Here is a 25,724-nt window from a genome sequence, read left to right as displayed (position 1 = left end):
TCGGGTTGCATTTCCGCCGCGTTCGCCGCCAATGGGCCAGCAAGAGCAACCAATCGTCGGGCCGCGCATTGTCGCGCTGGTCCCGGCTCCGCGAGCCGAGATACCATCCGGGTGACATACTTGACGACATTTGCGTTTCGGGGCCGCCGGTTGGGTGCCGGCACGGCGGTCGCCGCAGTGATTCTCAGCCTCGCCGCCTGCGGCGGGGGCGGTGATTCGAACGCCAAGGGCAAGGGCGGCGCAGGCGGTCCCGGCAAGGGTCCGACCACGGTCGGCTATGTCGTCGTCCAGCCGACGCAGGCGGCGATGGTCACCGAACTGGCGGCGCGTACCAACGCCTATGAAAGCTCGGACGTCCGGCCGCAGGTCAACGGCATCATCCGCCGCCGCTTCTTCACCGAAGGCTCGCTGGTGAAGCGCGGCGAGCCGCTCTACGAGATCGACCCCCGCCTCTACCGCGCCGCGGTCAACGAGGCGCAGGCCAATCTGCAAAGCGCGCGCGCCAATCAGGAAGCGCAGCGCGTGCAGGCCGAACGCTACAAGCCGCTCGCCGCGATCCAGGCCGTGTCGCAGCAGGAATATACCAACGCCGTCGCCACCGCGCGACAGGCGACCGCCTCGGTCGCGCAGACCAGCGCGGCGCTGGAGACGGCGCGGATCAACCTCAAGTTCACCACCGTGCCGGCGCCGATCAGCGGCCGGATCGGCCGGTCGCTGTTCACCGTGGGCGCGCTCGTCTCGGCGAGCCAGACCGATCCGCTCGCGCAGATCCAGCGGCTCGATCCGATGTTCGTCGACATCCAGCAATCCGCCGCCGACATGCTCGCGCTGCGCCGCAGCCTGTCGCAGAACGGCATCGTGCCGACGCGCGCGCAGGTCCGCCTGACGCTCGAGGACGGCAGCGACTATGGCCAGACCGGCAGCGTCGAATTCTCCGAAGCCCTGGTCAACACCGAAACCGGCACGGTGACGCTGCGCGCCAGCATCCCCAATCCGCAAGGGTTGCTGCTGCCCGGCATGTTCGTCCGCGCCAAGTTCGCGCAGGCGATCAACCAGCGCGCCTTCCTCGTGCCGCAGGAGGCGCTGAGCCGCGACGCCAAGGGCAATGCGACGGTGATGCTGGTCGGACCGAACAACAAGACGGTGCAGAAGTCGGTCACCGCGTCGCGCACGCAGGGGCGCTATTGGGTGGTGACGAGCGGGCTCAACCCCGGCGACAAGATCATCACGCAGGGGCTCAACAACCTCAAGCCCAACGCGCAGGTCAAGGCGGTGCCGGCGAACAGCCCGCAGGTGGTCAAGCCGCCGCAGGGCAAGGACGCACAGCAGGGTAACGCCCAAAGCAAGGCGGGCTGACCCCGTGATCAGTCGCATCTTCATCGATCGCCCGATCTTCGCCTGGGTGCTGGCGATCATCGTCATGCTCGCCGGCGTCGGCTCGATCCTCAGCCTGCCGATCGCGCAATATCCCGACGTCGCGCCGCCGCAAGTCTCGATCCGCGCGACCTTCCCCGGCGCGAACGCGCAGACGCTGCAGAATTCGGTGACGCAGGTCATCGAACAGCAGCTGACCGGCATCGACGGCCTGCTTTATTTCAGCTCCTCCTCGTCGAGCCGCGGCCAGGTGACGATCACCGCGACCTTCGAAAAGGGCACCGATCCCGACATCGCGCAGGTCCAGGTGCAGAACCAGGTGCAGCAGGGCGTCGCGCGCCTGCCGCAGCAGGTGCAGCAACAGGGTCTCGTCGTCCGCAAGTCCAACCCGGACAATCTGCTGATCGTCGGCGTCTATGACGAGACCGACCAGCGCACCAACATGGACGTGTCAGACTATCTCGTCTCCAATCTGCAGGACCCGCTCGGGCGCGTGCAGGGCGTCGGCGACGTCAACGTCTTCGGCTCGCAATATGCGATGCGCATCTGGCTCGATCCGGCGCGGCTGGCGAGCTATTCGCTGATCCCCAGCGACGTCACCACCGCGATCCAGAACCAGAATACCGAGGTCGCCGCCGGCGAGATCGGCGGCCTGCCGTCGAGCAGCGAGCAGATGCTCAACGCCACCGTCACCGCCCAGTCGCGGCTCCAGACGCCCGAGCAATTCCGCCAGATCATCGTCAAGACGCTGCCGACCGGCGCCACCGTGCGCCTGTCCGACGTCGCGCGGATCGAGCTCGGCGCGGAAAGCTATGCCTCGGTCAGCCGGATCAACCGCCATCCCGGCGCGGGTATCGCCGTGCTGCTCGCCCCCGGCGCCGACGCGCTGGCGACCGCCGAACTGGTCAAGGCGGAGGTGGCGCGCGTTGCCAAGACCTTCCCGCCCGGCCTCAAGGTCGCTTACGCCAACGACACCACCGCCTTCATCCAGCTGTCGATCGAAGAGGTGGTCAAGACGCTGATCGAGGCGGTGATCCTCGTCGTCATCGTCATGTTCGTCTTCCTGCAGAGCTGGCGCGCGACGCTGATCCCGACGATCGCCGTGCCGGTGGTGCTGCTCGGCACCTTCGCGGTGTTCAAATTCGCCGGTTTCTCGATCAACACGCTGACCCTGTTCGGCCTCGTCCTCGCCATCGGCCTGCTCGTCGACGACGCGATCGTCGTCGTCGAGAACGTCGAGCGGTTGATGGAAGAGAATCCGGAGATGAGTCCGCGCGAAGCGACGATCGAGTCGATGAACGAGATCACCGTCGCGCTGATCGCCATCGCGCTGGTGCTGTCGGCGGTGTTCCTGCCGATGGCCTTCTTCGGCGGCTCGACCGGGGTGATCTACCGGCAATTCTCGCTGACCATCGTCGCGGCGATGGTGCTGTCGGTGCTCGTCGCGCTGATCCTCAGCCCGGCGCTCACCGCCTCGCTGCTCAAGCAGAAGGCGCAGGAGGCCGACGAGGCACAGGGCTTCAAGCGGCGGTTTCCGCGCGTCGCCGGCTGGGGGACCAAGGCCTCCCACTGGTTCAACACCAATTTCGATCGCGGCGTCGAGCGCTACACCAATGCGGTGCGCGCGGTGGTCGATCGCAAGTGGCTGTTCCTGCTGATCTATGTCGGCGTCGTCGCGCTGTTGGCGATCCTCTTCCTGCGGCTGCCGACCGGCTTCCTGCCGACCGAGGACCAGGGGTCGGCGATCGTCCAGTTCCGCCTGCCGGCCGGCGCGACACAGGCGCGGACGCTCCAGGTGCAGAAGCAGGTCGAGAATTACTTCGTCCAGAACGAGGGCAAGAACAGCTCCGTGCTGTTCACCGTCGCCGGCGGCGGTTCGGGTTCGGCCGGGCAGAATACCGGCCAGGGCTTCCTCAACTTCGTCGACTGGTCGGAACGCAAGGGCAAGGAAAACACCGCCGACGCGATCACCGGCCGCGCCTCCGCCGCCTTCCGCGGGCTGCGCGATGCGCAGGTGTTCGCGCTGGTGCCGCCGGCGGTGCGCGGGCTCGGCCAGTCGGACGGCTTCACGATGGAGTTGCAGAACACCGGCGGCCTGTCGCAGCAGCAGTTCAACGACGCGCGCGACAAACTGCTCGCCATGGCCAATGCCGATCCGGTGCTCGCCTCGGTCCGTCTCACCGAATTGCCCGACATCGCGACGCTGCGCGTCGACATGGACCAGCAGAAATTGTCGGCGCTCGGCCTGACCCAGAGCAACGCCAATGCGACGCTGACCACCGCCTGGGGCGGTACCTATGTCAACGACTTCATCGACCGCGGCCGCGTCAAGCGCGTCTACGTCCAGGGCGACGCACAGTATCGCGCCGAGCCCGAGGATCTGAAGGACTGGTTCGTCCGCGGTTCGAACGGCCAGATGGTGCCCTTCTCCTCCTTCTCGCGCACCGGCTGGGCGACCGCGCCGACGACGCTTTCCCGCTTCAACGGCATTTCGTCGTTCGAATATCAGGGTTCGGCGGCGCCGGGCAAAAGCTCGGGCGACGCGATGGCGCGTATGGCGGAGCTGGCCGCGAAGATCCCCGGCACCTCGGTGAGCTGGGCCGGCCTGTCCTATCAGGAACGGCTGTCGTCGGGGCAGGCGCCGCTGCTCTACGGTCTGTCGATCCTCGTCGTCTTCCTCTGCCTCGCGGCCTTGTATGAGAGCTGGTCGATCCCGTTCGCGGTGCTGCTCGTCATCCCGCTCGGGCTGATCGGCGCGATCGCCTTCGTCACGCTGCGCGGGCTGACCAACGACGTCTATCTCCAGATCGGACTGCTGACGACGATGGGTCTCGCCGCCAAGAATGCGATCCTGATGATCGAGTTCGCCGAACAGGCCGAACGCAAGGGCGCGCGCGTGTTCGACGCGGCGCTGGAAGCCGCGAAGATCCGCCTGCGGCCGATCCTGATGACCAGCTTCGCCTTCATCTTCGGCGTGCTGCCGCTGGCGATCTCGACCGGGGCGGGCGCGAACAGCCGCATCGCGATCGGTACCGCGGTGATCGGCGGTATGCTCTCGGCGACCTTCCTCGCGATCTTCTACATCCCGCTGTTCTTCGTGCTGGTCCGCCGCGGCGTGCGCGACGGGCTCGCCAAGATGCGTGGTCGTCCGACCGGGCATCAGGGCGGCAAGGTCGACAAGGAACCGCCCGCCCCGCCGATGCCGCCCGCCGAGCCGGAGCCTGCCCGATGAGCCGCCCGATCCTCGCCGCGGCGCTCGCCGCGACCGCACTCGCGGGCTGTTCGATCGAGCCCAAATACGTCCGGCCGGAGATGCCGGTGCCGACCTCCTGGCCGGTCGGCGACGTCTACCTGAAGCAGAGCGAAGCGGCGCTTCCCGCCTTCACCTATCGCGACATCTTCAAGGATCCGCGGCTTCAGACCCTGATCGATCAGGCGCTGGTCAACAATCGCGACCTGCGGGTCGCCGCCGCCAACATCACCGCGGCGCGCGCGCAATATCGCATCCAGCGCGCGGACCTGTTCCCCGCGGTCGATGCGACCGGGCGCTATTCGCTTTCGGGCGGCGGCAATGGCGTGCGCAATACCGCGAGCAGCGGCAGCACCAACACGGGCACCGGCACGAGCACGGGCAATACGGGCACCGGGACCGGAACCGGCACGGGGGTCGGCACCGGGACGGGATCGACCGGAACGGTGACGACGACCAGTTCGAGCAACAGCGCCTTTTCCGCGCAGCTCGGCGTCACCGCCTTCGAGCTCGATCTGTTCGGCCGCGTCCGTTCGCTGTCGCGCGCCGCGCTCGATCGCTATTTCGCCACCGAGGCCGCGGCGCGGGCGACACGGCTGACGCTGGTCGGGGACATCGCCGACGCCTGGCTGACCTATGCCGCCGATCGCAGCCTGCTCAAGGTGGCGCAGGATACCGCGACCAGCGCGCAGACCAGCGTCCGCCTCACCCGCGCCCGGCTGGAGGGCGGGATCAGCGCCCGCACCGACGTGCGTCAGGCCGAACAGATCCTCGAAACCGCCAACGCCGATCTCGCCGAGCAGCGGACGTTGGTGGCGCAGGACGTCAACGCGCTGCAACTGCTCGTCGGCGCGCCGATCGACCCCGCGCTGCTGCCGGCATCGATCGATCAGGCGCAGGCGACGATCGCGACATTGCCGGCGGGGCTGGACAGCGGCGTCTTGCTGCGTCGACCCGATGTCGTGCAGGCGGAATATACGCTGCGCGCCTATAATGCCGAGATCGGCGCGGCGCGGGCGGAGCTGTTCCCGCGTATCTCGCTGACCGGGCTGGTCGGGTTCGCGAGCACCGCGCTGCGCACGCTCTTCGCCGGCGGGGCGTTCAGCTATTCGGCGGCGCCGTCGATCAGCTACCCGATCTTCCAGGCGGGCGCGGGCCGCGCCAACGTCCGCTATACGCAGGCGCAGCGCGACGCGGCGCTTGCCACCTACGAAAAGACGATCCAGACCGCCTTCCAGGAAACGGCCGACGCGCTCGCGCGGCAGGGCACGATCGCCGACCAGTTGCGCGCGCAGACCAATTTCCAGATCGCCGCGGCGGATACGCTGCAACTGGTCAACGCGCGCTATCAGGGCGGCATCGACACCTTCCTGTCGAGCCTCGACGCGCAGCGCTCGCTCTACACCGCACAGCGCACGCTGATCACGACGACGCTGACCGGCGCGAGCAACCGGGTGGCGCTGTACCGCGTGCTCGGCGGCGATTCGACACTGGACGCGCGGGCGAGCGGCCCGGTGCCGGTGACTCCGACCGGTGTGCCGCGACCCGGCTGATCCCTCGCCGACGGTGCAATCGCCTTTCGACAATCCGGCTGTATCAGGCATATAGACGCGGCCTGATCCAGCCGGAGCGTTCCCGATGAGCCATACGATCCGCCGCTTCCGCCCGACCGACGATGCGGCGATGCTCGCCTTCGCCGCGACGCTGCCCGAACATGACCTGCTCTTCCTCGGCCGCGACCTGCGCCACGAGCGCGTCATCGAGGCATGGCAGCAGGCGGTGGGCGAAGGCTGGATCGACAGCCTCGTCGCGGAGGACGACGGGCGGATCGTCGCGACCGGCGCCTTGGTGCGCGATCCGCTCGGGTGGAGCGGCCATGTCGGCGAGATCCGGCTACTCGTCGCCCCTGACCGCCGCGGCGCGGGGCTCGGCGGCGACCTGCTCGAGGCGCTGCTCGCGATTGCCCATGCGCACGGCCTCGCCAAGCTGAGCGCGACGATGACGCCCGACCAGACCGCCTCGATCGCGCTGTTCGAGGGGCTGGCGTTCCGACGCGAGGCGCTGCTCACGGATCATGTCAAAGGTCGCGACGGCGTCGCCCACGACCTGCTGATCCTGGCGCGGGCGGTGCCGACGGCCTGATATCGCCGCGGCGGGCGGCCTTCCGCTTTTGCCGACGGGTGGCCGATACCCCGGCCCGCCCGGCGGAGCCGGAGCAGACATTCACCCGAGGAGGCGAAGCCGTGCGAAGCTTGCCCCCCGGGAATAACGCGAAACTCAGCCTTGGTCGGGCTTGCCCCCGCGCAGCGGTGCGACCGCCTCGCGGCCGAACTGCATGATCAACTCGCCCATCTCACGCGCCTGGTTCATCGATCGCTGGCCCTGTTCGCGCAGATATTCGCCCTGGATGCGCATCACCTCGCTGAGGTCCTTGGCCTTGGCGGCTTCACGCATCGCGTCGAACGCCTCGCGCGAATTCTGCTCGGCCTGTTCGATGATCTTCAGGCCGATCGCCGCGCCATTGTCGGCGGCTTTCTGGCCGGAGGCGCGCATCGCCTCGCCGGCGCGACGGGCGGGATCGATGACATGTTCGGCGAAGCCGGCGCGTGCGGTTTCGGCGGCATCGCGCATCGCATCGGCATCCTGCGCGGCGCCCGCGCCTGCATTATCCTCGGCCATCAGTCGCAATCCTCTCATCTTGGGACGACGGATCGGTCGTCCGTTCAGTTACCAGTCTGTGAACGTATGATAGGGAGCTTGGCTCCGGCGCCGCGACCCGTGTTGGCGTATCCGCGCGTCGGCAGAAGGCAAGGCGTATGTCGACGAATCAAGACCCCATCCCGCCCCGGATCCGCGCGGAACTGCTGCAACGCGCGATCGGCCTCGGCGAGGAGCTCATCCGCCTGTCCGACGATCTCGGCCTGACCGTCGCCGGGCTGCACGTCTGCCAGGGCGTCGAGATGATGCGCGAAGAGGCCGACCGGCTGCTCGGCGAGGGATAGGAGCGGGCATAGCGCGCCGCCCCAGGCTAGGCCGCGGCGATGCAGCGCAGGGTCAGCATCACCCCTTCGTCGGTGAGCGCGACCGGGCAGGCTTCGGGCGCATGCGGGTCGCAGCGGATCACGTCGCGCGCGGCGAGCGCGAGCAGCCAGCGCCGGCCGACGGTGGGGCGCACCCCCGCCTCGGCCAGCAGGGTACGGCCGTCGATCACCCGCCCTTCCTCATAGGCGATGAACAGGATCAGCAGCAGGTCCCATCCCGGCTCGCCGAACAGTTCGGCGAGCGAGCCGGCCGCCGCATTGCGGCAGCGGCGCTGGGCGAGCAGCGCGCGGGCACGTTCGGCGTCGTCGGGCTCCTCCGGTCCGGTGAGGGCGGTGGCGACGATCTCGCCGCGCCCCAGCGCGACCAGCGCGCGCAGGCGCGAAATCGCAGCGGCGAGCCTTTCATGGCTTTCGCGGTCGCGTTCGGGCCAGCGCCACAGACGGATATCCGGCGTCATTGCGACTCAGCGTCCGCAGGCCGCACCGGCGACCAGTCGCGATCGCTGCCGAACAGCGCCAGACGGTGGCGGTGGCGGATCACGCCGAGCGCGAGCAGCACCAGCATCGGATAGGCGATCTTGCTGCTCGCGCCGGCATACATCCACGGCACGAGCGTGGGATCGAGCGCCTTGACGCCGTGGATCGCGATGGTGAGCAGGTGTAGCGCGCTGACGTAGAGCGGCCAGAAGCGGTCGGCGCGCAGCGCGATGCCGACCAGCGCGAGCAGGACGAGACAGTCGATCGCCAGGATGCGCAGATGCACCGTATGGTAGCTGACATTGGGCTGGAACGGCAGCAGGAAGGTCATCGTCGCGCCCCCCAGGAAGACCGCCGCGGTCCAGCGTTCGGGCGCGCCCCCCGCCGCCAGGGCATAGAGGCACGCACCGAACAGGATCAGATTGAAGACGAGGATATGTGTCATGACTTGGCCGGCCAAAGGAGCGATCTGGTGGCCAAGCCATGACACTCAGGCGGCGACGCGCAGATGACTGGCATCGACGCCCGACGGGATGACATCCGGCTTCGGCTGTTCATCGCCGAAACTGGTCTCATACCCGATCTGGCGACCAAGTTTCTCGATGACGCGATGGCCGGCGACCGTATGGCCGCGCGCTGCGCCGATGGCGAGGATCGCCTGGCCGAATACCTCGAACGCCTGCTGCCCGGCGATCGCCGGCAGTCTGGCGGCGCTGCGGGCGCGGGGCAAGGCGGCGAGCAGTTCGCCGCCGGTGGCGAAGGCCTCGTCGAGCTGCGTTTCGAGCCGCCACAACAAGGCGGCGACCGCATCGGCGGCGAGCTCGGCATTGGCATAGACGGGATTGTTCTGCGACATGACCACCCTTCCCCCTGCGCACCCCGGTCGGGGCGCCTGCTGTAGGTCAGGACAGGCGCTGCGTGATCGCCGCGATCAGGCCGGTGAGGACCTGGAGCCCGGTCATCAGCATGCCGAACCCGATGGCGATGCTGATGGCGATGGCGGGTATCCAGATCAACCGGCCGCCGATCGTCAGATCATTGCCCCGCTGTCCCTTCCGCCGGATGGGCATCGATAGTCCCGGGAAGCGCTGCGCTGGCAATTGCTCCCCGGAACCCCCCGGTGCCCTGACGATCCTGTCGTCCGGCGTCACCGGCATTGGCGGATCGGCGGGGGGATCGGCTAGCCGTGCAGAATGACCCCCCATTTTATCGGGGGCGTCGGCGGGCGTGTCGGAGGCGTCTTCATGCGCGGCGAGCTGGAGCGCGGCGTCGCGGCGATTGCGCGCGCCGAGCACCTTGACCGCCTCGGTCAGATATTTGTCGACGGTGCTCTTTTCGATGCCGAGTTCCTCGGCGATCTCCTTCGACCCCTTGAGTTCACGCACGCCGCGAAGGCATTCGCGGTGGCGGCGCGTCAGGCGGTGGAACGGAATAGCGTCAGTCACACTCCCCTGTCTCGCGGGACGCGCGGCGACGCAAGCGCTTGCTTGGCGGCCGCGGCGATTTCGTGCGCCACGGTGGCCGGACGGTCACGTCCGCTCAACGCATTGGGTGTGGGGGGTAATTTAATAGGGTGCCGCGGAGCGAATCGCCCCGCGGCGGGGCGGCCGTCACTCGTGCGCCGGCTTGGCCTTCTTGCGTCCAGGCTTGTTCGCCTTCTTGCCGCGACGGGTGGCGACGGGGGTCGCCTCGGCGCGCAGCAACGGCACCGCGATCGCCGCGGCGGCGCCGACCAGGATCGTTCCGCCGATCGCCAGCCAGGCCGCGGTGCCGAGGCCACCCGGCTGCGGACGCGGCGGCTTGGGCTTGGGCGCCGGCTTGGGCGGCGCGGCCTCGTCGTGATGCACTGGGCCGGCATGTTTCATCGCGGAACTGGGGATATGGGACATGGCTGATCCTTTCTGGCCAATCCAACCCCATGGCGCGATGCAATGTTCCGCAGGCGCAACGCCTCGGCCGCAGCGAGCGTCAGCGCGACGCGGCCCGCCACAGCCGCATCGCGCGGTCATAAGCATCGGCCGCCCCCTCCTTTGCGGCGGCGAGCGCCTGCTGCTCGTCCTCATGCTCCCGCTCCATCGCCCGGCGGCGTTTGGCGAGCGTCGCCTCCTCGGCCCGCAGCGCCCGCGCCTCGCCGCGCTGACGGTCGGTCGCCTCGGCGAGCGCCTGTTCGGCGGCGTCGAGCGCGGCCCGGTCCGGCTTCGGCGGGATCGCCCGTGGCTTCGGCTTGGCGGACGGCGTGGCGGGGGCCGGCTCGGGTGTCGCGCGACGGGGCGGCCTCGCAGGGGTCTCGGGAAGCGCGGCGATCTGTTCGGCGGCGCTGCCGCGCGAGCGTCTGATCACCACGCCGGGCTGGGCGAGCGGTTCGGCGGTGAGCGACGGATCGATGACCTCCTCGGCCGAACCGCGCGCGAACAGATCGCGCTCGCTGCCCCAGGCCTTCAACGCCGCCTTGCGGCTGGTGGCCGCGACATAGGCGTCGTGGAACCCGATCGGGGTGCGGAAGACTTTGAGCTTTGCCATCTCGGCAGGGTAACCGGCACCGGGGCCATCGGGTTGCCTGTGCCGGGCTTCCGGCCTGATGCGGCGTCGGTCCAGCCCCAAGGTTGACGCCGTCGCGCTTCGTCCCGTCGCGGCACAAGCCCTTGCGGGACCTAGCCAAATGCCCGCCGCCGGGGCATGCGGCCAAGAGCAGCGGGAGCGGATCATGCCGGCACGACGGCCCTTGGTGGCCAAGCTCATCCTCGCCGTCGCGGCGATCGGCGCGGTGGCGGTTGCCGCGGCACCGTCGCTGCGGCCGATGACGGCGAAGGTGTCGCCGGTGAGCGCGACCCGCGCCCCTGCCCTGACCCCCGTCGCCGTCCGCCCCGCGCCCGCCCCCACGCCGACAGCCAATCCGCTCGCGGTCAAGCGCGTACTCGCGATCGGGCCGATCAAGTTCGGCGACTATGCCTGGGACGACAAGGGCGTCCCTGCCGGGCCGCTGATCGTCACCGTCGATCTCGCCGCGCAGACCTTGTCGGTGTTCCGCGACGGCTATGAGATCGGCGCGACCGCGATCCTCTATGGCGCCGACGACAAGCCGACTCCGCTCGGCACCTTTCCGATCCTGATGAAGGACGCGCACCACGTCTCCAGCCTGTACGGCGCGCCGATGCCCTATACGATGCGGCTGACCAACGACGGCGTCGCGGTGCACGGCACGGAAGTCGCCTGGGGCTATGCCACGCACGGCTGCATCGGCGTGCCGACCGCCTTTGCCAAATTGCTGTTCCGGGAGGCGAAAGTCGGCGATCGCGTGATCATCACGCGCGGCAAGACGCTGGCGACGGGCGAGGCGATCCTGCCGGCCGCGACCTGATCGCCGCCGGCGGCAACGCACGTGCAGCATAGGCTTCCCCCGCCGGGTCACCCTTGCTAAGGCCGCCCCACCATAAGCTTTCGCTAGAAGCGCTCTCGCGCGCCCGCGCGGCTCCACGCCGCCTCCCCGAGCGCCCTGGGCCTACCAGAAGGGATCATAATGACCGCCATCGGCCAGGACAGCCTCAACACCCGCTCCACGCTCACCGTCGGCGACAAGAGCTATGCCTATTTCAGCCTCGAAAAGGCGGCGGCGAAGTTCGGCGACATCAGCCGCCTGCCCTTCTCGATGAAGGTGCTGCTCGAGAACATGCTGCGCTTCGAGGACGGCAAGACCGTCACCGAGACCGACGTGCAGGCGATCATCGACTGGCAGCAGGAGCGCCGCTCGGATCGCGAGATCCAGTATCGCCCGGCGCGCGTGCTGATGCAGGATTTCACCGGCGTGCCCTGCGTCGTCGATCTTGCCGCGATGCGCGACGCGATCACCAAGCTCGGCGGCGACGCCGCCAAGATCAATCCGCAGGTGCCCGTCCACCTCGTCATCGACCATTCGGTGATGGTCGACGAGTTCGGCACGCCCAAGGCGTTCGAGGATAACGTCGACCTCGAATATCAGCGCAACGGCGAGCGCTACGAGTTCCTCAAATGGGGATCGGCCGCGCTCGATAATTTCAAGGTCGTGCCGCCGGGCACCGGCATCTGCCACCAGGTCAATCTGGAATATATCGGCCAGGCGGTCTGGTCGTCGCCGAGCGTCGGCGACCATGGCGACGGTACGCCGATCGCCTATCCCGACACGTTGGTCGGCACCGACAGCCACACGACGATGATCAACGGCCTCGGCGTGCTCGGCTGGGGCGTCGGCGGCATCGAGGCGGAAGCGGCGATGCTCGGCCAGCCGGTCAGCATGCTGATCCCCGAAGTCGTCGGCTTCAAGCTGACCGGCGCATTGCGCGAGGGGATCACCGCCACCGACCTCGTGCTCACCGTCACGCAGATGCTGCGTGCCAAGGGCGTCGTCGGCCGCTTCGTGGAGTTCTACGGTCCGGGCCTGTCGTCGATGACGCTCGCCGACCGCGCGACGATCGCCAACATGGCTCCCGAGTACGGCGCGACCTGCGGCTTCTTCCCGATCGACGACAAGACGATGGACTATATGCGCCTGACCGCGCGGTCCGAGGAGAATATCGCGCTGGTCGAGGCCTATGCCAAGGCGAACGGCTTCTGGCGCCACGACGATGCGCCCGAGCCGGTGTTCACCGACACGCTCGAACTCGACATGGGCACCGTCACCGCCAGCCTCGCCGGCCCAAAGCGTCCGCAGGACCGCGTCAGCCTCGGCAAGGTCGACGAGGTGTTCAACGGCGATCTGTTCAAGATCTACCACAAGGAGCGCCCGCAGCGCGTCGAGGTCGCCGATCGCGGCCATGACATCGGCGACGGCGACGTCGTGATCGCGGCGATCACCAGCTGCACCAACACGTCGAACCCGTCGGTGCTGGTCGCCGCCGGCCTCGTCGCGCGCAAGGCGAACGCGCTCGGCCTCAAGCCCAAGCCGTGGGTCAAGACGTCGCTCGCCCCCGGTTCGCAGGTCGTCACCGACTATCTCAACAAGGCGGGGCTGAGCCAGGATCTCGACGCGATCGGCTTCAACCTCGTCGGCTATGGCTGCACCACCTGCATCGGCAATTCGGGTCCGCTCGCCGAGCCGATCTCGAGGGCGATCAACGGCAATGACATCGTCGCCGCCTCGGTGCTGTCGGGCAACCGCAATTTCGAGGGCCGCGTCTCGCCCGACGTGCGCGCCAACTTCCTCGCCTCGCCGCCGCTCGTCGTCGCCTATGCGCTCAAGGGCACGGTGACGCTCGACATGACCGAGACGCCGCTCGGCCAGGGCAAGGACGGACAGGACGTCTTCCTCAAGGACGTGTGGCCGACCAACCAGGAGGTCGCCGACGTGATGGCGGCGAACATCGACGATACGATGTTCCGCAACCGCTACGGCAACGTCTATGCCGGCGACGCCAAGTGGCGGGCGATCGAGGTGACCCAGTCGGACACCTACGCCTGGCCGTCGGGCTCGACCTATGTCGCCAACCCGCCCTATTTCGAGGGCATGGAGATGACGCCGAAGCCCGTCACCGACATCATCGAGGCGAAGCCGCTCGCCATCCTCGGCGATTCGATCACCACCGACCACATCTCGCCGGCGGGATCGATCAAGGCGGACAGCCCGGCGGGCAAGTGGCTGATGGAGCGGCAGGTCAGCCGCGCCGATTTCAACAGCTATGGCGCGCGTCGCGGCAACGACCATGTCATGGTCCGCGGCACCTTCGCCAACATCCGCATCAAGAACGAGATGGTGCCGGGCATCGAAGGCGGCATGACCAAGTTCGACGGCGAGGTGATGCCGATTTTCGACGCGGCGATGCGCCACAAGGAGAAGGGCACGCCGCTCGTCATCGTCGCCGGCAAGGAATATGGCACCGGTTCCAGCCGTGACTGGGCGGCGAAGGGCACCAACCTGCTCGGCGTGCGCGCGGTCATCACCGAGAGCTTCGAGCGTATCCACCGCTCGAACCTCGTCGGCATGGGCGTGCTGCCGCTGCAGTTCGCCGAGGGCGTGACGCGGCAGACGCTGGGCCTCGACGGGTCGGAGACGTTCACCATCACCGGCGTCGCCAACCTGCGCCCGCGCCAGACGGTGGATGTGACGCTGACCCGCGCCGACGGGACGGTCGAGACGTTCGCGACGCGCTGCCGGATCGATACCGTCAACGAGCTGGAATATTTCCTCAACGGCGGCATCCTCCAGTACGTGCTGCGCAACCTCGCGGCGTAATTCCGCGACGTAGCGACGGATGCGACGGGGGCGGCACCGCGAGGTGTCGCCCCCGCTTGCATTCGGGCCGGGGCAGCCTTCCCGCGCGCGCCACACCCTCGCCACATCCAGCGGTATAATCACCGTTTTACGGAGACTTACCGCCGCATGACCCGCCTATACCCGCTCCTGTTGACGGCCCTCGTGGTGCCGGCGTCGGCGTCGGCGCAGCATGTCACCGCCGGCTGTACCGCGGCGACGCCGCACCGGCTGATCGTCACGGTGCGGGGGCTGCGGACCGGCGGCGGCGATCTGCGCGTGCAATTGTATGACGAACCCGGCTTCCTCCAGAAAGGCCGCTGGCTGGCGCGGGTCGAGGTCCCGAGCGACTCGCGGCGCAGCGTCGAGCTGTGCGTGCCGGTGCCGCGGCCGGGGACCTATGGCATCGCCGTGCGTCACGACGCCAACGGCAACGGCAAGTCCGATGGCGGCGACGGCGGCGCCTTCTCGCGCGACCCGGCGCTGTCGCTGCTGCGGCTCAAGCCGGCCTTCGCGCAGGTCGCGGTGCCGGTCGGCAGCGGGATCAGCCGGATCGCCGTGACGATGAACTATCGCCACGGCTTCAGCATCGGCCCCGATCGCTAGAGCGCTAGCGCAGCCCCAGCGCGCGCCACGCCACCGCGTCGAGCTTCTCGACCAGCACCGGATCCCGCGCGCTCTTGGCGGTGATGATCGCCTGGTCGAGGCAGGTGTCGATCGGCGACGGCGGCCGTTGCGCGGGCAAGGCGCGCAGCAGGTTTATCACCATCGTGCGGGCGCGGGCGGCATTGGCGCCGAGCTGCGCGATCACCTGCGCGACGTCGACCGCTTCGGTATCGGCCCGCCAGCAGTCGTAATCGGTGACCATGCCGACCAGGGCATAGGGCAGCTCCGCCTCACGGGCGAGCTTCGCCTCGGGCATCGCGGTCATGCCGATGACATGACAGCCCCATTGCCGGTAGAGGTGACTCTCCGCGCGCGTCGAAAACTGCGGCCCCTCCATCGCCAGATAGGTGCCGCCACGCACCGTCCCCGCCCCCGCCGCATCGGCGGCGAAGGCGCTGAGCCGCGGGCAGACCGGGTCGGCCATCGAGACGTGCGCGACGCAGCCGCTGCCGAAGAAACTCGCCGCGCGGCCGCGGGTGCGATCGATGAACTGGTCAACGATCGTGAAGCTGCCCGGCCGCCGCGCCTCGACCAGCGAGCCGACCGACGAGACCGCGAGCACATCGGTGACGCCGATCCGCTTCAGTGCGTCGATATTGGCGCGGGCGTTGATCGCATCGGGGCTGATGCGGTGGCCGCGCCCGTGCCGGGGCAGGAACGACACCGCGACAGGACCGACCCGGCCGCTGAAGATCGCATCCGACGGCGCGCCCCAGGGCGTCGTCACCTCGACCCAGCGGCCGTCCTCGACGCCCTCGACATCGTAGAGGCCCGAACCGCCGATGATGCCGATATGCCAGCCCGTGCTCATGCCGCGATCTCCGCCCGCCGGCGCGCGTAGAGCAGGTAGACGAGCAGGCCGAAACCGTTCCAGCCCAGGAAGGCGAGCTGCGTGCGGATCTGCAGGCTGGTGAACAGATACAGGCAACCGAGGATCGCGAGCGGCGCGACGATAGAGGCCGCAGGCGTACGGAACGGCCGCCGCACCTCCGGATCGCGACGCCGCGAGACCAGCACGCAGGCCGCCACCGCGACGAAGGCGCAGAGCGTGCCGGCATTGGCGAGGCTGGCGATGACGTCGAGCGGCGCCAGTCCGGCGATGATCGCGACGAACACCGCGGTCATCGCCGTGATCCGCGCCGGCGTGCCGCGCCTGTTCACCGTGGCGAGCGCCGGCGGCAGGAAGCCGTCCCGCGCCATGACGAGGAAGATGCGGCTCTGCCCGTAGAGGAAGGCGAGCAACACCGTCGGCAGCGCCACCGCGGCGGCGGCGGCGACCACCGTCGCGACCTTGGGCTGGCCGAGCTCGCGCAGGATCAGCGCGAGCGGCTCCGGACTGCTGCCGAAGCGCGCGTAGCTGAGCGCACCGACCGCGGTGGCGGCAACAACCATATAGATGACGGTGCAGGCGAGCATCGATCCAACGATGCCGATGGCGAGATCGCGCTCGGGGTTCTTCGCCTCTTCGGCGGCGGTTGAGATCGCATCGAAGCCGTAGAAGGCAAAGAAGATGATCGCCGCCGCGCCCATCACGCCATATTTGACGCCGCCCGCGCCGGTCGGACTGCCATAGCCATAAGGCGCGAAGGGGTGGAGGTTGGCCGCATCGAAATGCGGCAGCGCGACCCCGACGAACAGCGCGAGCGTGACGATCTTGAGCAGCACCAGCACGGTGTTGATCCGGGCACTCTCGCGCGTGCCGAGCATCAGCAGCCCGGCGACCAGCGCGATGATCGCCACTGCCGGCAGGTTGACGACACCGCCCAGTCCCGGACCATTGGCGAGCGCCGCGGGTATGGTGACGCCGAGCCCCTTGAGGAAGCCGACGGCATAGCCGGACCAGCCGACCGCGACGGTCGAGACGACGAGCGAATATTCGAGGATCAGGCTCCAGCCGACCACCCAGGCGAACACCTCGCCCAGCGTCGCATAGCTGTAGGTATAGGCCGAGCCCGAGGCGGGGATCAGCGTCGCCATCTCGGCATAGCAGAGCGCGGCACAGGCGCAGATCGCGCCGGCGACGACGAACGCGACGATCACCGCCGGGCCGGCACGGTCGGCGCCGACGCCGATCAGCGTCAGGATGCCGGTGCCGACGATCGCGCCGACGCCCAGCGCGACGAGATGCGGCCAGCCGAGCGTCCGCGCGAGCTGCTGGCCGGGCGGCTGTGGCTGGATCGTCTTGCGACGCAACAGGCTCATTGGGTCCCTCCCTCCCGTGAAGGCGCGAGGTATAGGCGGTGGCGGCCGCGCTGTACTAGCCCCTCCCCTTTCGCCGAGGGGCTGACAATATCAGAACCGCCGCGAAATGCCCGCCGCCAGCTCCATGTCCGGCGCGGCGCGGTTGAGGCCGAAGGTCGACTGGACATCGAACTGCCAGTCCTTCTTGGGTCGCCAGGTGAGCGACGCGGCGCTCAGCCATTGCGTCGCGCTATCGTCCGGGTCCTCGTCGCGGATCACCTGCGCCTCGAGCGACAGCGCTACCGTCTTGTTGAGCTTGATCGTCGTGCCGCCGGCACTGCTGTAGCGCAGATGGCGGCCGGCGCGCTCCTCATCGGGCTGGGCGTCGATCTCGGGCGTCGCGTCGAGCTGGACGGTATCGTTGAGGCGATAGGTCACCGGCAGCAGCACGCCGCCGCCGGCGACGCGCGATCCGATCGTGCTGCCGCCGACCGGCAGCGTGACGAACGGCAGCACCGCCACCGCCAGCCCCTTGCCGTCGGGATGAAGTAACCCGGCCTTGAACCCGAGCGAGACGTCGCCGCTCTCGTCGAAGCGATCGATCTGACCGGTCTGGCGATCGCGCTGACGTTCGTGACCGAAGGGGGTCCAGCCGATCCGCGCCTCGATCCGGTCGGTGATGCCGACGCGGACCAGCGTATCCGCGATCAGCACCGTATCGGTGCGGCTGTCGGGCTGGCGATCGAGCGTCCAGTCGACCACGCCGGTCTCGACCGACACCTTGCCGCGATCGATGATGCAGGCCGGCGTATCCAATCCCGGCCGTTCGGGGCAATAGCTGCGCTGCGCCAGCGCGGGGGTGGCGACCACCGTCAGCGCGACGCCCCCCGCCGCGGCGATCCGCCTCACGTCAGCCGCACCCAGGTCGGTGCGTGATCGCTGGCCTTGTCGCGGCCGCGATAGTCCTTGTCGACGCCGGCATCGACCAACCGGTCGGCAGCCTGCGGGCTGAGCAGCAGGTGATCGATGCGGAAGCCAGCGTCGCGCTGCCACGCCCCCGCCTGATAGTCCCAGAAGGTCCAGACGCCGCCGGTCGGGTGGCGGGTGCGCAGCGCATCGGTCCATCCCTGCGCGAGCAGCCGCCGATAGGCGGCGCGGCTTTCGGGCTGCATCAGCGCGTCGCTCGCCATCGCGCGCACCGAGAAGGTGTCGTCGTCGTTGGGGATGACGTTGTAATCGCCCATCAGCACCGTCGGCACCTCGGCGTCGAGCAGCGTGCGGGCATGCGTCGCCAGCCGCTCCATCCAGCGCAGCTTATAGTCGAACTTGGGGCCGGGCTGCGGATTGCCGTTGGGCAGGTAGATGGAGGCGACGACCAGCCCGTCGACCTCGCATTCGAGATAGCGGCTGTGCTCGTCCTCCGCCTCGCCCGCGAGCCCGCGCTGGCGTTCGACCGGCACCTGGCCGCGCGCGAGCACCGCGACGCCGTTGAACCCCTTCTGGCCATGCCAGACCGCACCATAGCCCAGCGCTTCGATATCGGCATGCGGGAAGCTATCGTCGCTGCTCTTGATCTCCTGCAGGCAGACGACGTCGGGCTGCTGTTCGGTGAGATATTCGAGCAACCGGGGCAGGCGCGCCTTGATCCCGTTGACGTTGTAGGTGACGAGCTTCAACCGTCAGATCGCAAAGCTGGAGCCGCAACCGCAGCCCGAGGCGGCGTTGGGATTGTCGACGCGGAACGCCGCCCCGCCGAGCGATTCGACATAATCGACCTGACAGCCGCGGACGAGGTCGATGCTGACGCTGTCGACGACCAGCCGCACGCCGTCCGTCTCGGCGATCACGTCGTCGCCGTCGGGCGCGTCGGCGAAGCCGAACTTGTACTGGAAGCCCGAACAGCCGCCGCCGTCGACCGACAGGCGAAGGATCGCCGGCTTGTTCTGCTTGCCGGCGATCGTCGCGACGCGTCGCGCCGCGGCAGGGGTGAGCAGGATGTCGGGTGACGTGGCCATGGGGCGGAGATAGGCGCGCGATCGTGGCGGGGCAAGTTCGCTCCGCGTTCCGGCGCCGCCCCCTCACCCGATCAGCACGCGCACCCCGATGGCGAGGATCAGCGCCGGCACGGTGGTGAGCACGCCGACGCGCAGGAATTGCCCGAAGGTGACGTCCTCGCCCTCGCGCCGGATCGCGATCAGCCAGAGGATCGTCGCGAGCGAGCCGGTGATCGACAGATTGGGACCGAGGTCGACGCCGATCAGCAACGCATCGACGATCAGCGCCGGCGGGTGGGCCGCCGCGATCGTCTGCGCGGCGATCAGGCCGGCGGGGAGGTTGTTGACGAGATTGGCGCCGACCGCGAGCAACCCGCCCGCCCCCGCCGCGGCGAGGCGCGGGTCCTGCGCCGCCGCCGCGGAGAGCTGCCCGGCGAGCCAGCCGATCAGCCCGGTCTCGGCGAGCGCCTCGACCATCACGAACAGCCCGGCGACGAGCAGCAGCACCAGCCACGACACGCCCTTGACCAGCGGCAGCGGCGACTGCCGGGCGCGCAACTGCACGGCGAGCGCAGTGGCGACGCCGGCGCCGAAGGTCGGCCAGCCGAGATCCCAGCCGAGCGCCGAGGCCATAGTCAGCAGCACCGCCGTCGCGCCGATGCCGGCGAGCGCGACGCGGCCATTGCCCTCCAGCGCGACGCTCTCGCCCTGTTCGGCACTGCCCGACAGATCGCTGCGGAACAGCCAGCGCAGCCCCGCATAGGTCGCGCCGATCGCGAGCAGCGACGGCAGTGCGAAGGCGGCGAGCCAGGCGCCGAGCCGCGGCAGGTCGCTGGCGTAGAGCACGAGGTTGGCGGGATTGGAGATCGGCAGCACGAAGCTCGCGGCATTGGCGACGAGCGCGCAGGCGAACAGCAGCGGCAACGGCTTGACCTTGGCGCGCTGCGCCACCGCATAGACCGCGGGGGTGAGCACCACCGCGGTGGCATCGTTGGAGAGGAAGGTGGTGACCGCGACGCCGACGAGGAAGACGAGCGTGAACAGCCGCACCGCCGATCCCTTCGCCCCCGCCGCGGCGCGATGCGCGACCCAGTCGAACACGCCGTGCGTCCGCGCCGCCTCGGACAGCAGCATCATGCCGATCAGGAACAGATAGACGTCGCTGCCCTTGAGCACCGCCGCCCAGGCATTGGCCGGCGCGATCAGCCCGAAGGCGAGCAGTAGCAGCGCCCCGCCGACCGCCCAGACCGCCTCGGGCCAGCGGAACGGGCGGACGATCACCCCGGCGGTGGCGGCGGCGCAGATCGCGGCGGTGGCGATCATCGCGCGACGGGTCTTGGGTCGAGGGTGGTCATCATGTCGGTTCCTGCCGGTCGGCGGTGTCTAAGCCGAAGAATGGAAGCGGTGGCGGGCTTTATCCTGCCATCATAGAAAGACGTCTCGCCCCGCTCGTCATCCCCGCGCAGACGCTGATCCAGACGCGTCGGCCTGCCCGAGGTTCGAAAGGACCGCGGGCATGGATCCCCGCCTGCGGAGGGATGAGGGATGGAGGATGATGGTGGCGCCGCCGCCCTGCCCGCCCTCACGCCGGCTTCGTCTCTGGCATCGCCAGCGCGTAGAGTGCGAGGCCGACGCCGGCGACCGCGGCGAGCGTCAGGAAGCTCGCCGCATAGCCGCCGCCGACGATGATCGTCCCCGCCAGCGTCGCGCTCAGCGCCGCGCCGAGGCCCTGTGCGGTGGCGACCGCACCCTGGCTGACGTTGAACCGGCCGGTGCCCTTGGTCAGGTCGGCGATCACCACCGGGAACAGCGCGCCGAAGATGCCGGCGCCGACGCCGTCGAGCGCCTGCACGCCGACCAGCCACCACGGATCGTCGGACAGGGTGTACAATGCCCCTCGCGCCGCGAGCACGGCGAACGCCACCAGGAACAGCGGCTTGCGGCCCCATTGATCGACGTTCCGGCCGACCAGCACCGCCACCGGCACCATCACCAGCTGCGCCGCGACGATACAGGCCGCGGTCAGCGAGGTCGCCGAATCCTTGCCGACCGTCTTGGCGAGCAATTGGCTCACCGAGGTCAGCATCGCGGCATTGGCAAGGTGGAAGAGGAAGGCGATCACCGCGAACAGCAGCAGCGGCTTGTTCTCGACCAGCACCTTCCAGCCGCCGGGCTGCTCGCAGCCCTCGTCCGGCTCGCAGTCGAGTCCGCGGGCGACGGCATTGTCGATATCGTCGTTGCGGATGCGCATCGCCGCGAAGATGCTCGCGACGGTCAGCCCGCCCATCAGCCAGAAGACCACGACCGGCCCGAACTTCCATGCCAGCGCCCCGGCGAGTGCCGCCGAGACGGCGTTGCCGGCATGGTTGAACGCCTCGTTGCGCCCGACCCGCTTGGAGAACAGCTTCGGGCCGACCAGCCCCAGCGTGATCGCGCTGATCGCCGGTGCGAACACCGCGCCCGCGACGGCGGCGACGGACTGCGTCGTCGCGACCATCGCGAAGCCATGAACGAACGGCAGCGAGATGCTGCTCAGCGTCACCAGCAGCGCCGCCAGGATGACGATGCGCGGCTTGTTGCGGCTGCGGTCGATCAGGCCGCCGGCGGGCGTCTGCGACACCAGCCCGACGATCCCCGCGACGGTCAGGACGACGCCCACCGTCGCCTCGTTCCAGCCATGCGCCGGCCCGCGCACCGCGAGCAGATAGATGGCGAGATACGGCCCGAGCCCGTCGCGCACATCGGCCAGGAAGAAGTTGAGCGCATCGAGCGTCCGCCCGGCGTCGGCCGGTCTGGCGTTGCGGCCGCCGGTGGCGGCGGAAGGGGCTAGGCTGGCCATCGGCGGTCTCCACCGCGTCCAGCCACCCGAGGCTTACGCGTTGCCGCTCAACGAGACGCGGTGCGAGTTGATCCCGCTTCGGACCGATAAATGTTATCCGTCATGGCCGATCGGGGACAAGACGCTGCAATTCGAGCCGATAGGCGGCAGCGAGTTGCGCGAAGCACCGATTCAGCGTAGGGGATGCGGTGCGGCCTCGCTCGGCCTCGGCTTCGCGGATTAGGCGGTGCAGGGTCTCTGGGGTCACGGAAACGGCCATGATGCGCGCGTTACAAGCGCCACATTGCGTCCGTATTGCCGCCCGCGATTGGCCCGCGATTTCAACATCGCGATTGTACTGTCCTCTGCCGCGCCCCGGTTCTGGCCTCGTGCCAAGCCGTCGGGGCGCCGCTTTCCGTTAGGTTGCCCCAATGCCCTTTTCCTCCCTTCCCCCCCTGCTCGGCCAGGCGCTCGTCGCGCGCGGCTATGAAGCGCCCACCGCCGTCCAGGCCGCGGTGATCGAACCCGAGGCCGCCGGCCGCGATCTCGTCGTCTCCGCCCAGACGGGTTCGGGCAAGACGGTCGCCTTCGGCCTCGCCATGGCCGGCGAGCTGATGGCGGACGGCACGCTGCCGCCGCCGGGCAAGCCGCTCGCACTCATCATCGCGCCGACGCGCGAACTCGCGCTCCAGGTCAGCCGCGAGCTGATGTGGCTGTACAAGGAGGCGCATGCCCGCATCGCCACCTGCGTCGGCGGCATGGACGCGAGCAAGGAGCGCCGCTCGCTGAGCCACGGCGCGCATATCGTCGTCGGCACGCCCGGCCGGCTGCGCGACCATCTCGAGCGCGGCGCGCTCGACCTTGCCAGCCTGCGCGTCGCGGTGCTCGACGAGGCGGACGAGATGCTCGACATGGGCTTCCGCGAGGATCTCGAACAGATTCTCGACTCCTCGCCCGACGAGCGCCGAACGCTGATGTTCTCGGCGACGATGCCGCGCCCGATCGTCGCGCTCGCCAAGCGCTACCAGCGCGATGCGCTGCGCATCTCGACGGTCGGCGAGGATCGCGGCCATGGCGACATCGCCTATCAGGCGGTGACCGTCGCGCCCGCCGACATCGAACATGCCGTCATCAACCTGCTGCGCTTCCACGAGGCGGAGACGGCGATGCTGTTCTGCGCGACGCGCGACAACGTCCGCCACCTCCACGCCAGTCTGGTCGAGCGCGGCTTCGCGGCGGTCGCGCTGTCCGGCGAGCACAGCCAGAACGAGCGCAACCAGGCGTTGCAGGCGCTGCGCGACCGGCGCGCCCGCGTCTGCGTCGCCACCGACGTCGCCGCGCGCGGCATCGACCTGCCGAGCCTCAGCCTCGTCGTCCACGTCGAGCTGCCGCGCGATGCCGAGACGCTCCAGCATCGCTCGGGCCGCACCGGCCGCGCCGGCAAGAAGGGCACGGCGGTGCTGATCGTGCCCTATCCGCGCCGCCGCCGCGTCGACATGATGCTCAAGCAGGCGAAGATCGCCTGCGACTGGATCAAGGCGCCGTCCGCCGACGATATCCGCGCGCAGGATCGCGAGCGGCTGATCACCACGCTGCTCGCGCCGATCGAGTTCGACGACGAGGATCGCGCGCTCGCCGCGCGCCTGATCGCCGAAAAGAGCCCGGAGGATATCGCCGCCGCGCTGGTCCACGCGCATCGCGCCGCCATGCCGCAGGCGGAGGACCTGCTCGACAGCGCCGCGCCGCAGCAGTCCGACCGGACGCAGGGCCACCGCCCCGGCTTCGAGGATACCGTCTGGTTCCGCATGGACATCGGCCGTCGCCAGAATGCCGACCCGCGCTGGCTGCTGCCGCTGATCTGCCGCCGCGGCCATATCACCAAGGCGGAGATCGGCGCGATCCGCATCAACCCGAACGACACGATCTTCGAGGTGCCGCGCACCGTCGCCGACCGTGTGCTCGCCAGCGTGCAGCGTACCGCCAATCCGGAAAGCGACGAGGGCAGCCTGCAGATCGTCCCGTTCACCGGCAATCCGCGTGAGGCGGGCGGCCGCGACCGCGCCGACCGGGCGGAGCGCGCGCCGCGCAGCGGAACGGGTGCCCCGCGCAGCCGCACTGCCCCCGGCGGCGCGCCCGCGCGGCATCAGGCCAAGCCGTACCGCAAGGGCCCGCGCGGCTAAGCGGCGATGACGGGCGTGCGCATATTGGTCGATGCGGACGCCTGTCCGGTCAAGGACGAGGTCTACAAGGTCGCCTGGCGCCGCGCGGTGCCGGTGACGATCGTCAGCAACAGCCATTTGCGCATTCCCGCGCATCCGCTGATCACCCGCATCGTGGTCGGCGACGGCTTCGACGCCGCCGACGACTGGATCGCCGCGGCGGCGGATGCGCAGGCGGTGGTGATCACCGCCGACATCCTGCTCGCCGACCGCTGCCTGAAAGCGGGTGCGACGGTGCTGGCGCCGACCGGCAAGCCATTCACCACCGCCTCGATCGGCAGCGCGATCGCCACCCGCGCGATCATGGCCGACCTGCGCGCCGGCGGCGACCAGGTCGGCGGGCCCAAGCCCTTCGCCGCCGCCGACCGCAGCCGGTTCCTGCAGGCGCTGGACACGGCGTTGGTGCGGTTGACGCGGTGACATCGCCTGCGACGCTTCTAGGCTGAACGGTTCTGCCGACGCTCTGTCTATAATTAGACGTAGCAAAGACGTTCTCGGTCGAGAAGGCTGCGATGTCCTATCCTCTGCATATTGGCGGCACTACGCCAAATTTTGTTCAAACCATTGGCATCCGGGCGGCTATCGCTCCGCTTGCGGTGGCCAATGCATTCTCTCGCGCGGATGATTGGGCAGCCGCCTTTCTCAAGGAAGCGAAGAAGACGCCTTTCGACCGGATCAGGGATAACATTCTCGCCCGCCACCATTTCACCAAAGAGCAGTTCGCCGCTCTGCCAAAGAGTGAGTGGGAAAGCATCGAGAAGGAGATACGGGAAGCCATCAAGCGTGTGTTGGCAGCAGGTTAACAACCGGTTCGAGATGAACCGCTAGAGACGAATGTTTTCGGCGACGGATCGACGGTGCTTCGGTGGATCGGGGGGTCGTTGTCATCATGCCGTGACCCGAGCCCAGCGGGTCGCTTAGCCGATCTCCCCACGATCGTACCGCCCCCGTTACGGGAACCAACCTCCCCGCCGCCCATTATCGCGGGCATCTTGCGAGGAGTATTCGCCATGGTTCGTTCCGTCCTGATCGGCGTCGCGCTGATCGCCGCCCTTCCCGTCGCCGCGCAGACGACGACGTCCGCGCCCTCCACCGCCGAGCAGCAGCGCGACGATGCCGTCGCGGCGCAGACCGCGCCGGAAACCGCCGCGGCCAACCAGCATGTCGATGCGGTCGCGCGGTTCGATACGGGGGCGGTCACCGCGGTGAACGCCGCCAATGAGGCGCGCTATCAGCGCGACGTGCGGCGGTATCGCGCGGCGATGCGCGCCCGTCGGCAGACGATCGCGGCCGACACCGCGCTGCAAGCCGATCGCGAGCGCGCCTATGCGATGGCGATGGCCGATTGGCGCGATCAGGTTGCGGCGTGCAAGCGCGGCAAGTCGCGCGCGTGCAAGATGCCGAGCCCCAACCCTGCCAGCTATATGTGATCGGTGGCGGTGATATCCATTTGACGTGACGCGTGGCGTTTACCGCCACGCGGT

Annotated in this window: 26 protein-coding genes; 12 read left to right on the top strand and 14 right to left on the bottom strand. The window is 69.0% G+C overall.

Annotated elements, in window-relative coordinates; genetic code table 11:
• The first annotated feature begins 120 nt into the window (after positions 1–120).
• From PBN85_RS06255 to PBN85_RS06240, 4 genes are all read left to right on the top strand, one after another.
• Positions 121–1,356, top strand: a complete 1,236-nt coding sequence (locus tag PBN85_RS06255; protein ID WP_443026767.1) for an efflux RND transporter periplasmic adaptor subunit — start codon at positions 121–123, stop codon at positions 1,354–1,356.
• A gap of 4 nt (positions 1,357–1,360) precedes the next feature.
• Positions 1,361–4,606, top strand: coding sequence for an efflux RND transporter permease subunit (locus tag PBN85_RS06250; protein WP_037530382.1), 3,246 nt, complete (start codon positions 1,361–1,363; stop codon positions 4,604–4,606).
• Complete coding sequence (locus PBN85_RS06245) at positions 4,603–6,177, top strand: efflux transporter outer membrane subunit (protein WP_271300473.1); 1,575 nt, start codon at positions 4,603–4,605, stop codon at positions 6,175–6,177. Before PBN85_RS06250 ends, PBN85_RS06245 begins: the two co-directional genes overlap by 4 nt.
• 85 nt (positions 6,178–6,262) lie before the next feature.
• Positions 6,263–6,766 (top strand): GNAT family N-acetyltransferase, encoded by a 504-nt coding sequence (locus PBN85_RS06240; RefSeq protein ID WP_037530377.1) that lies wholly within the window; start codon positions 6,263–6,265, stop codon positions 6,764–6,766.
• A gap of 135 nt (positions 6,767–6,901) precedes the next feature.
• Here the strand turns inward: PBN85_RS06240 and PBN85_RS06235 are convergent, their stop codons facing one another.
• On the bottom strand, positions 6,902–7,303 hold the full coding sequence (locus tag PBN85_RS06235) for a phasin family protein (protein WP_271300472.1): 402 nt from the start codon (positions 7,301–7,303) through the stop codon (positions 6,902–6,904).
• A 137-nt stretch (positions 7,304–7,440) separates the two neighbouring features.
• Between PBN85_RS06235 and PBN85_RS06230 the strand changes: the two genes are divergently transcribed.
• Positions 7,441–7,626, top strand: a complete 186-nt coding sequence (locus PBN85_RS06230) for a hypothetical protein (RefSeq protein WP_037530372.1) — start codon at positions 7,441–7,443, stop codon at positions 7,624–7,626.
• A gap of 26 nt (positions 7,627–7,652) precedes the next feature.
• Here PBN85_RS06230 and PBN85_RS06225 read toward each other — a convergent pair whose 3' ends face one another.
• The 6 genes from PBN85_RS06225 to PBN85_RS06200 all read right to left on the bottom strand — a co-directional run bounded on the left by PBN85_RS06225 (position 7,653) and on the right by PBN85_RS06200 (position 10,662).
• Positions 7,653–8,123, bottom strand: a complete 471-nt coding sequence (locus PBN85_RS06225; protein WP_271300471.1) for a hypothetical protein — start codon at positions 8,121–8,123, stop codon at positions 7,653–7,655.
• Positions 8,120–8,587, bottom strand: a complete 468-nt coding sequence (locus PBN85_RS06220; protein WP_271300470.1) for a hypothetical protein — start codon at positions 8,585–8,587, stop codon at positions 8,120–8,122. The genes PBN85_RS06225 and PBN85_RS06220 overlap by 4 nt, the downstream gene beginning before the upstream one ends.
• A 45-nt stretch (positions 8,588–8,632) precedes the next feature.
• On the bottom strand, positions 8,633–8,998 hold the full coding sequence (locus PBN85_RS06215; protein ID WP_037530368.1) for a hypothetical protein: 366 nt from the start codon (positions 8,996–8,998) through the stop codon (positions 8,633–8,635).
• A gap of 46 nt (positions 8,999–9,044) precedes the next feature.
• Complete coding sequence (locus PBN85_RS06210) at positions 9,045–9,587, bottom strand: helix-turn-helix domain-containing protein (RefSeq protein ID WP_271300469.1); 543 nt, start codon at positions 9,585–9,587, stop codon at positions 9,045–9,047.
• A gap of 165 nt (positions 9,588–9,752) precedes the next feature.
• On the bottom strand, positions 9,753–10,031 hold the full coding sequence (locus tag PBN85_RS06205) for a hypothetical protein (protein ID WP_235199447.1): 279 nt from the start codon (positions 10,029–10,031) through the stop codon (positions 9,753–9,755).
• A gap of 79 nt (positions 10,032–10,110) precedes the next feature.
• On the bottom strand, positions 10,111–10,662 hold the full coding sequence (locus PBN85_RS06200; protein ID WP_037530366.1) for a hypothetical protein: 552 nt from the start codon (positions 10,660–10,662) through the stop codon (positions 10,111–10,113).
• Between the two features lie 205 nt (positions 10,663–10,867).
• Here PBN85_RS06200 and PBN85_RS06195 point away from each other — a divergent pair, with 205 nt between their 5' ends.
• From PBN85_RS06195 to PBN85_RS06185, 3 genes are all read left to right on the top strand, one after another.
• Entirely contained in the window at positions 10,868–11,500 is a 633-nt protein-coding gene (locus tag PBN85_RS06195) for a L,D-transpeptidase family protein (RefSeq protein ID WP_235199446.1), read from the top strand.
• A 159-nt stretch (positions 11,501–11,659) separates the two neighbouring features.
• Positions 11,660–14,344 carry an aconitate hydratase AcnA gene (acnA, locus tag PBN85_RS06190; RefSeq protein ID WP_037530364.1) on the top strand — a complete coding sequence of 895 codons (2,685 nt, stop codon included), beginning with the start codon at positions 11,660–11,662 and terminating at the stop codon, positions 14,342–14,344.
• Positions 14,345–14,515: 171 nt separating this feature from the next.
• Positions 14,516–14,968 carry a DUF2141 domain-containing protein gene (locus tag PBN85_RS06185; RefSeq protein WP_161773106.1) on the top strand — a complete coding sequence of 151 codons (453 nt, stop codon included), beginning with the start codon at positions 14,516–14,518 and terminating at the stop codon, positions 14,966–14,968.
• 4 nt (positions 14,969–14,972) lie between these two features.
• Here PBN85_RS06185 and mtnP read toward each other — a convergent pair whose 3' ends face one another.
• The 7 genes from mtnP to PBN85_RS06150 form a co-directional block, all read right to left on the bottom strand.
• Positions 14,973–15,839, bottom strand: coding sequence for an S-methyl-5'-thioadenosine phosphorylase (gene mtnP / locus PBN85_RS06180; RefSeq protein ID WP_271300468.1), 867 nt, complete (start codon positions 15,837–15,839; stop codon positions 14,973–14,975).
• Entirely contained in the window at positions 15,836–17,230 is a 1,395-nt protein-coding gene (locus PBN85_RS06175) for an amino acid permease (protein ID WP_271300467.1), read from the bottom strand. The genes mtnP and PBN85_RS06175 overlap by 4 nt, the downstream gene beginning before the upstream one ends.
• Positions 17,231–17,320: 90 nt before the next feature.
• A complete protein-coding gene (locus tag PBN85_RS06170) occupies positions 17,321–18,118 on the bottom strand; it encodes a transporter (protein WP_271300466.1) in 798 nt (265 codons plus the stop codon).
• On the bottom strand, positions 18,115–18,885 hold the full coding sequence (gene xth / locus PBN85_RS06165) for an exodeoxyribonuclease III (protein WP_271300465.1): 771 nt from the start codon (positions 18,883–18,885) through the stop codon (positions 18,115–18,117). Before xth ends, PBN85_RS06170 begins: the two co-directional genes overlap by 4 nt.
• 3 nt (positions 18,886–18,888) lie before the next feature.
• Positions 18,889–19,224: an iron-sulfur cluster insertion protein ErpA gene (erpA, locus tag PBN85_RS06160; protein WP_037530349.1), complete on the bottom strand. Its 336-nt coding sequence runs from the start codon at positions 19,222–19,224 to the stop codon at positions 18,889–18,891.
• A 63-nt stretch (positions 19,225–19,287) separates the two neighbouring features.
• The gene (locus tag PBN85_RS06155; RefSeq protein WP_271300464.1) at positions 19,288–20,526 is read right to left on the bottom strand and encodes an arsenic transporter; all 1,239 of its coding nucleotides are present in this window, start codon (positions 20,524–20,526) and stop codon (positions 19,288–19,290) included.
• Between the two features lie 259 nt (positions 20,527–20,785).
• Entirely contained in the window at positions 20,786–22,042 is a 1,257-nt protein-coding gene (locus PBN85_RS06150; protein ID WP_271300463.1) for an MFS transporter, read from the bottom strand.
• Positions 22,043–22,452: 410 nt separating this feature from the next.
• Here PBN85_RS06150 and PBN85_RS06145 point away from each other — a divergent pair, with 410 nt between their 5' ends.
• From PBN85_RS06145 to PBN85_RS06130, 4 genes are all read left to right on the top strand, one after another.
• Positions 22,453–24,201 carry a DEAD/DEAH box helicase gene (locus PBN85_RS06145; RefSeq protein WP_271300462.1) on the top strand — a complete coding sequence of 583 codons (1,749 nt, stop codon included), beginning with the start codon at positions 22,453–22,455 and terminating at the stop codon, positions 24,199–24,201.
• 6 nt (positions 24,202–24,207) lie between these two features.
• Complete coding sequence (locus PBN85_RS06140) at positions 24,208–24,660, top strand: YaiI/YqxD family protein (protein ID WP_037530342.1); 453 nt, start codon at positions 24,208–24,210, stop codon at positions 24,658–24,660.
• Positions 24,661–24,752: 92 nt separating this feature from the next.
• Complete coding sequence (locus tag PBN85_RS06135; RefSeq protein ID WP_271300461.1) at positions 24,753–25,043, top strand: hypothetical protein; 291 nt, start codon at positions 24,753–24,755, stop codon at positions 25,041–25,043.
• A gap of 207 nt (positions 25,044–25,250) precedes the next feature.
• Positions 25,251–25,670 (top strand): hypothetical protein, encoded by a 420-nt coding sequence (locus PBN85_RS06130; protein ID WP_037530338.1) that lies wholly within the window; start codon positions 25,251–25,253, stop codon positions 25,668–25,670.
• Positions 25,671–25,724: the final 54 nt, after the last annotated feature.

Source organism: Sphingomonas sp. CV7422, assembly GCF_027945725.1.
Classification (GTDB): Bacteria; Pseudomonadota; Alphaproteobacteria; order Sphingomonadales; family Sphingomonadaceae; genus Sphingomonas; species Sphingomonas kyungheensis.
The sequence above is the reverse complement of the archived record's forward strand: the minus strand, read 5'-3'. Positions and strand labels throughout refer to the sequence as shown.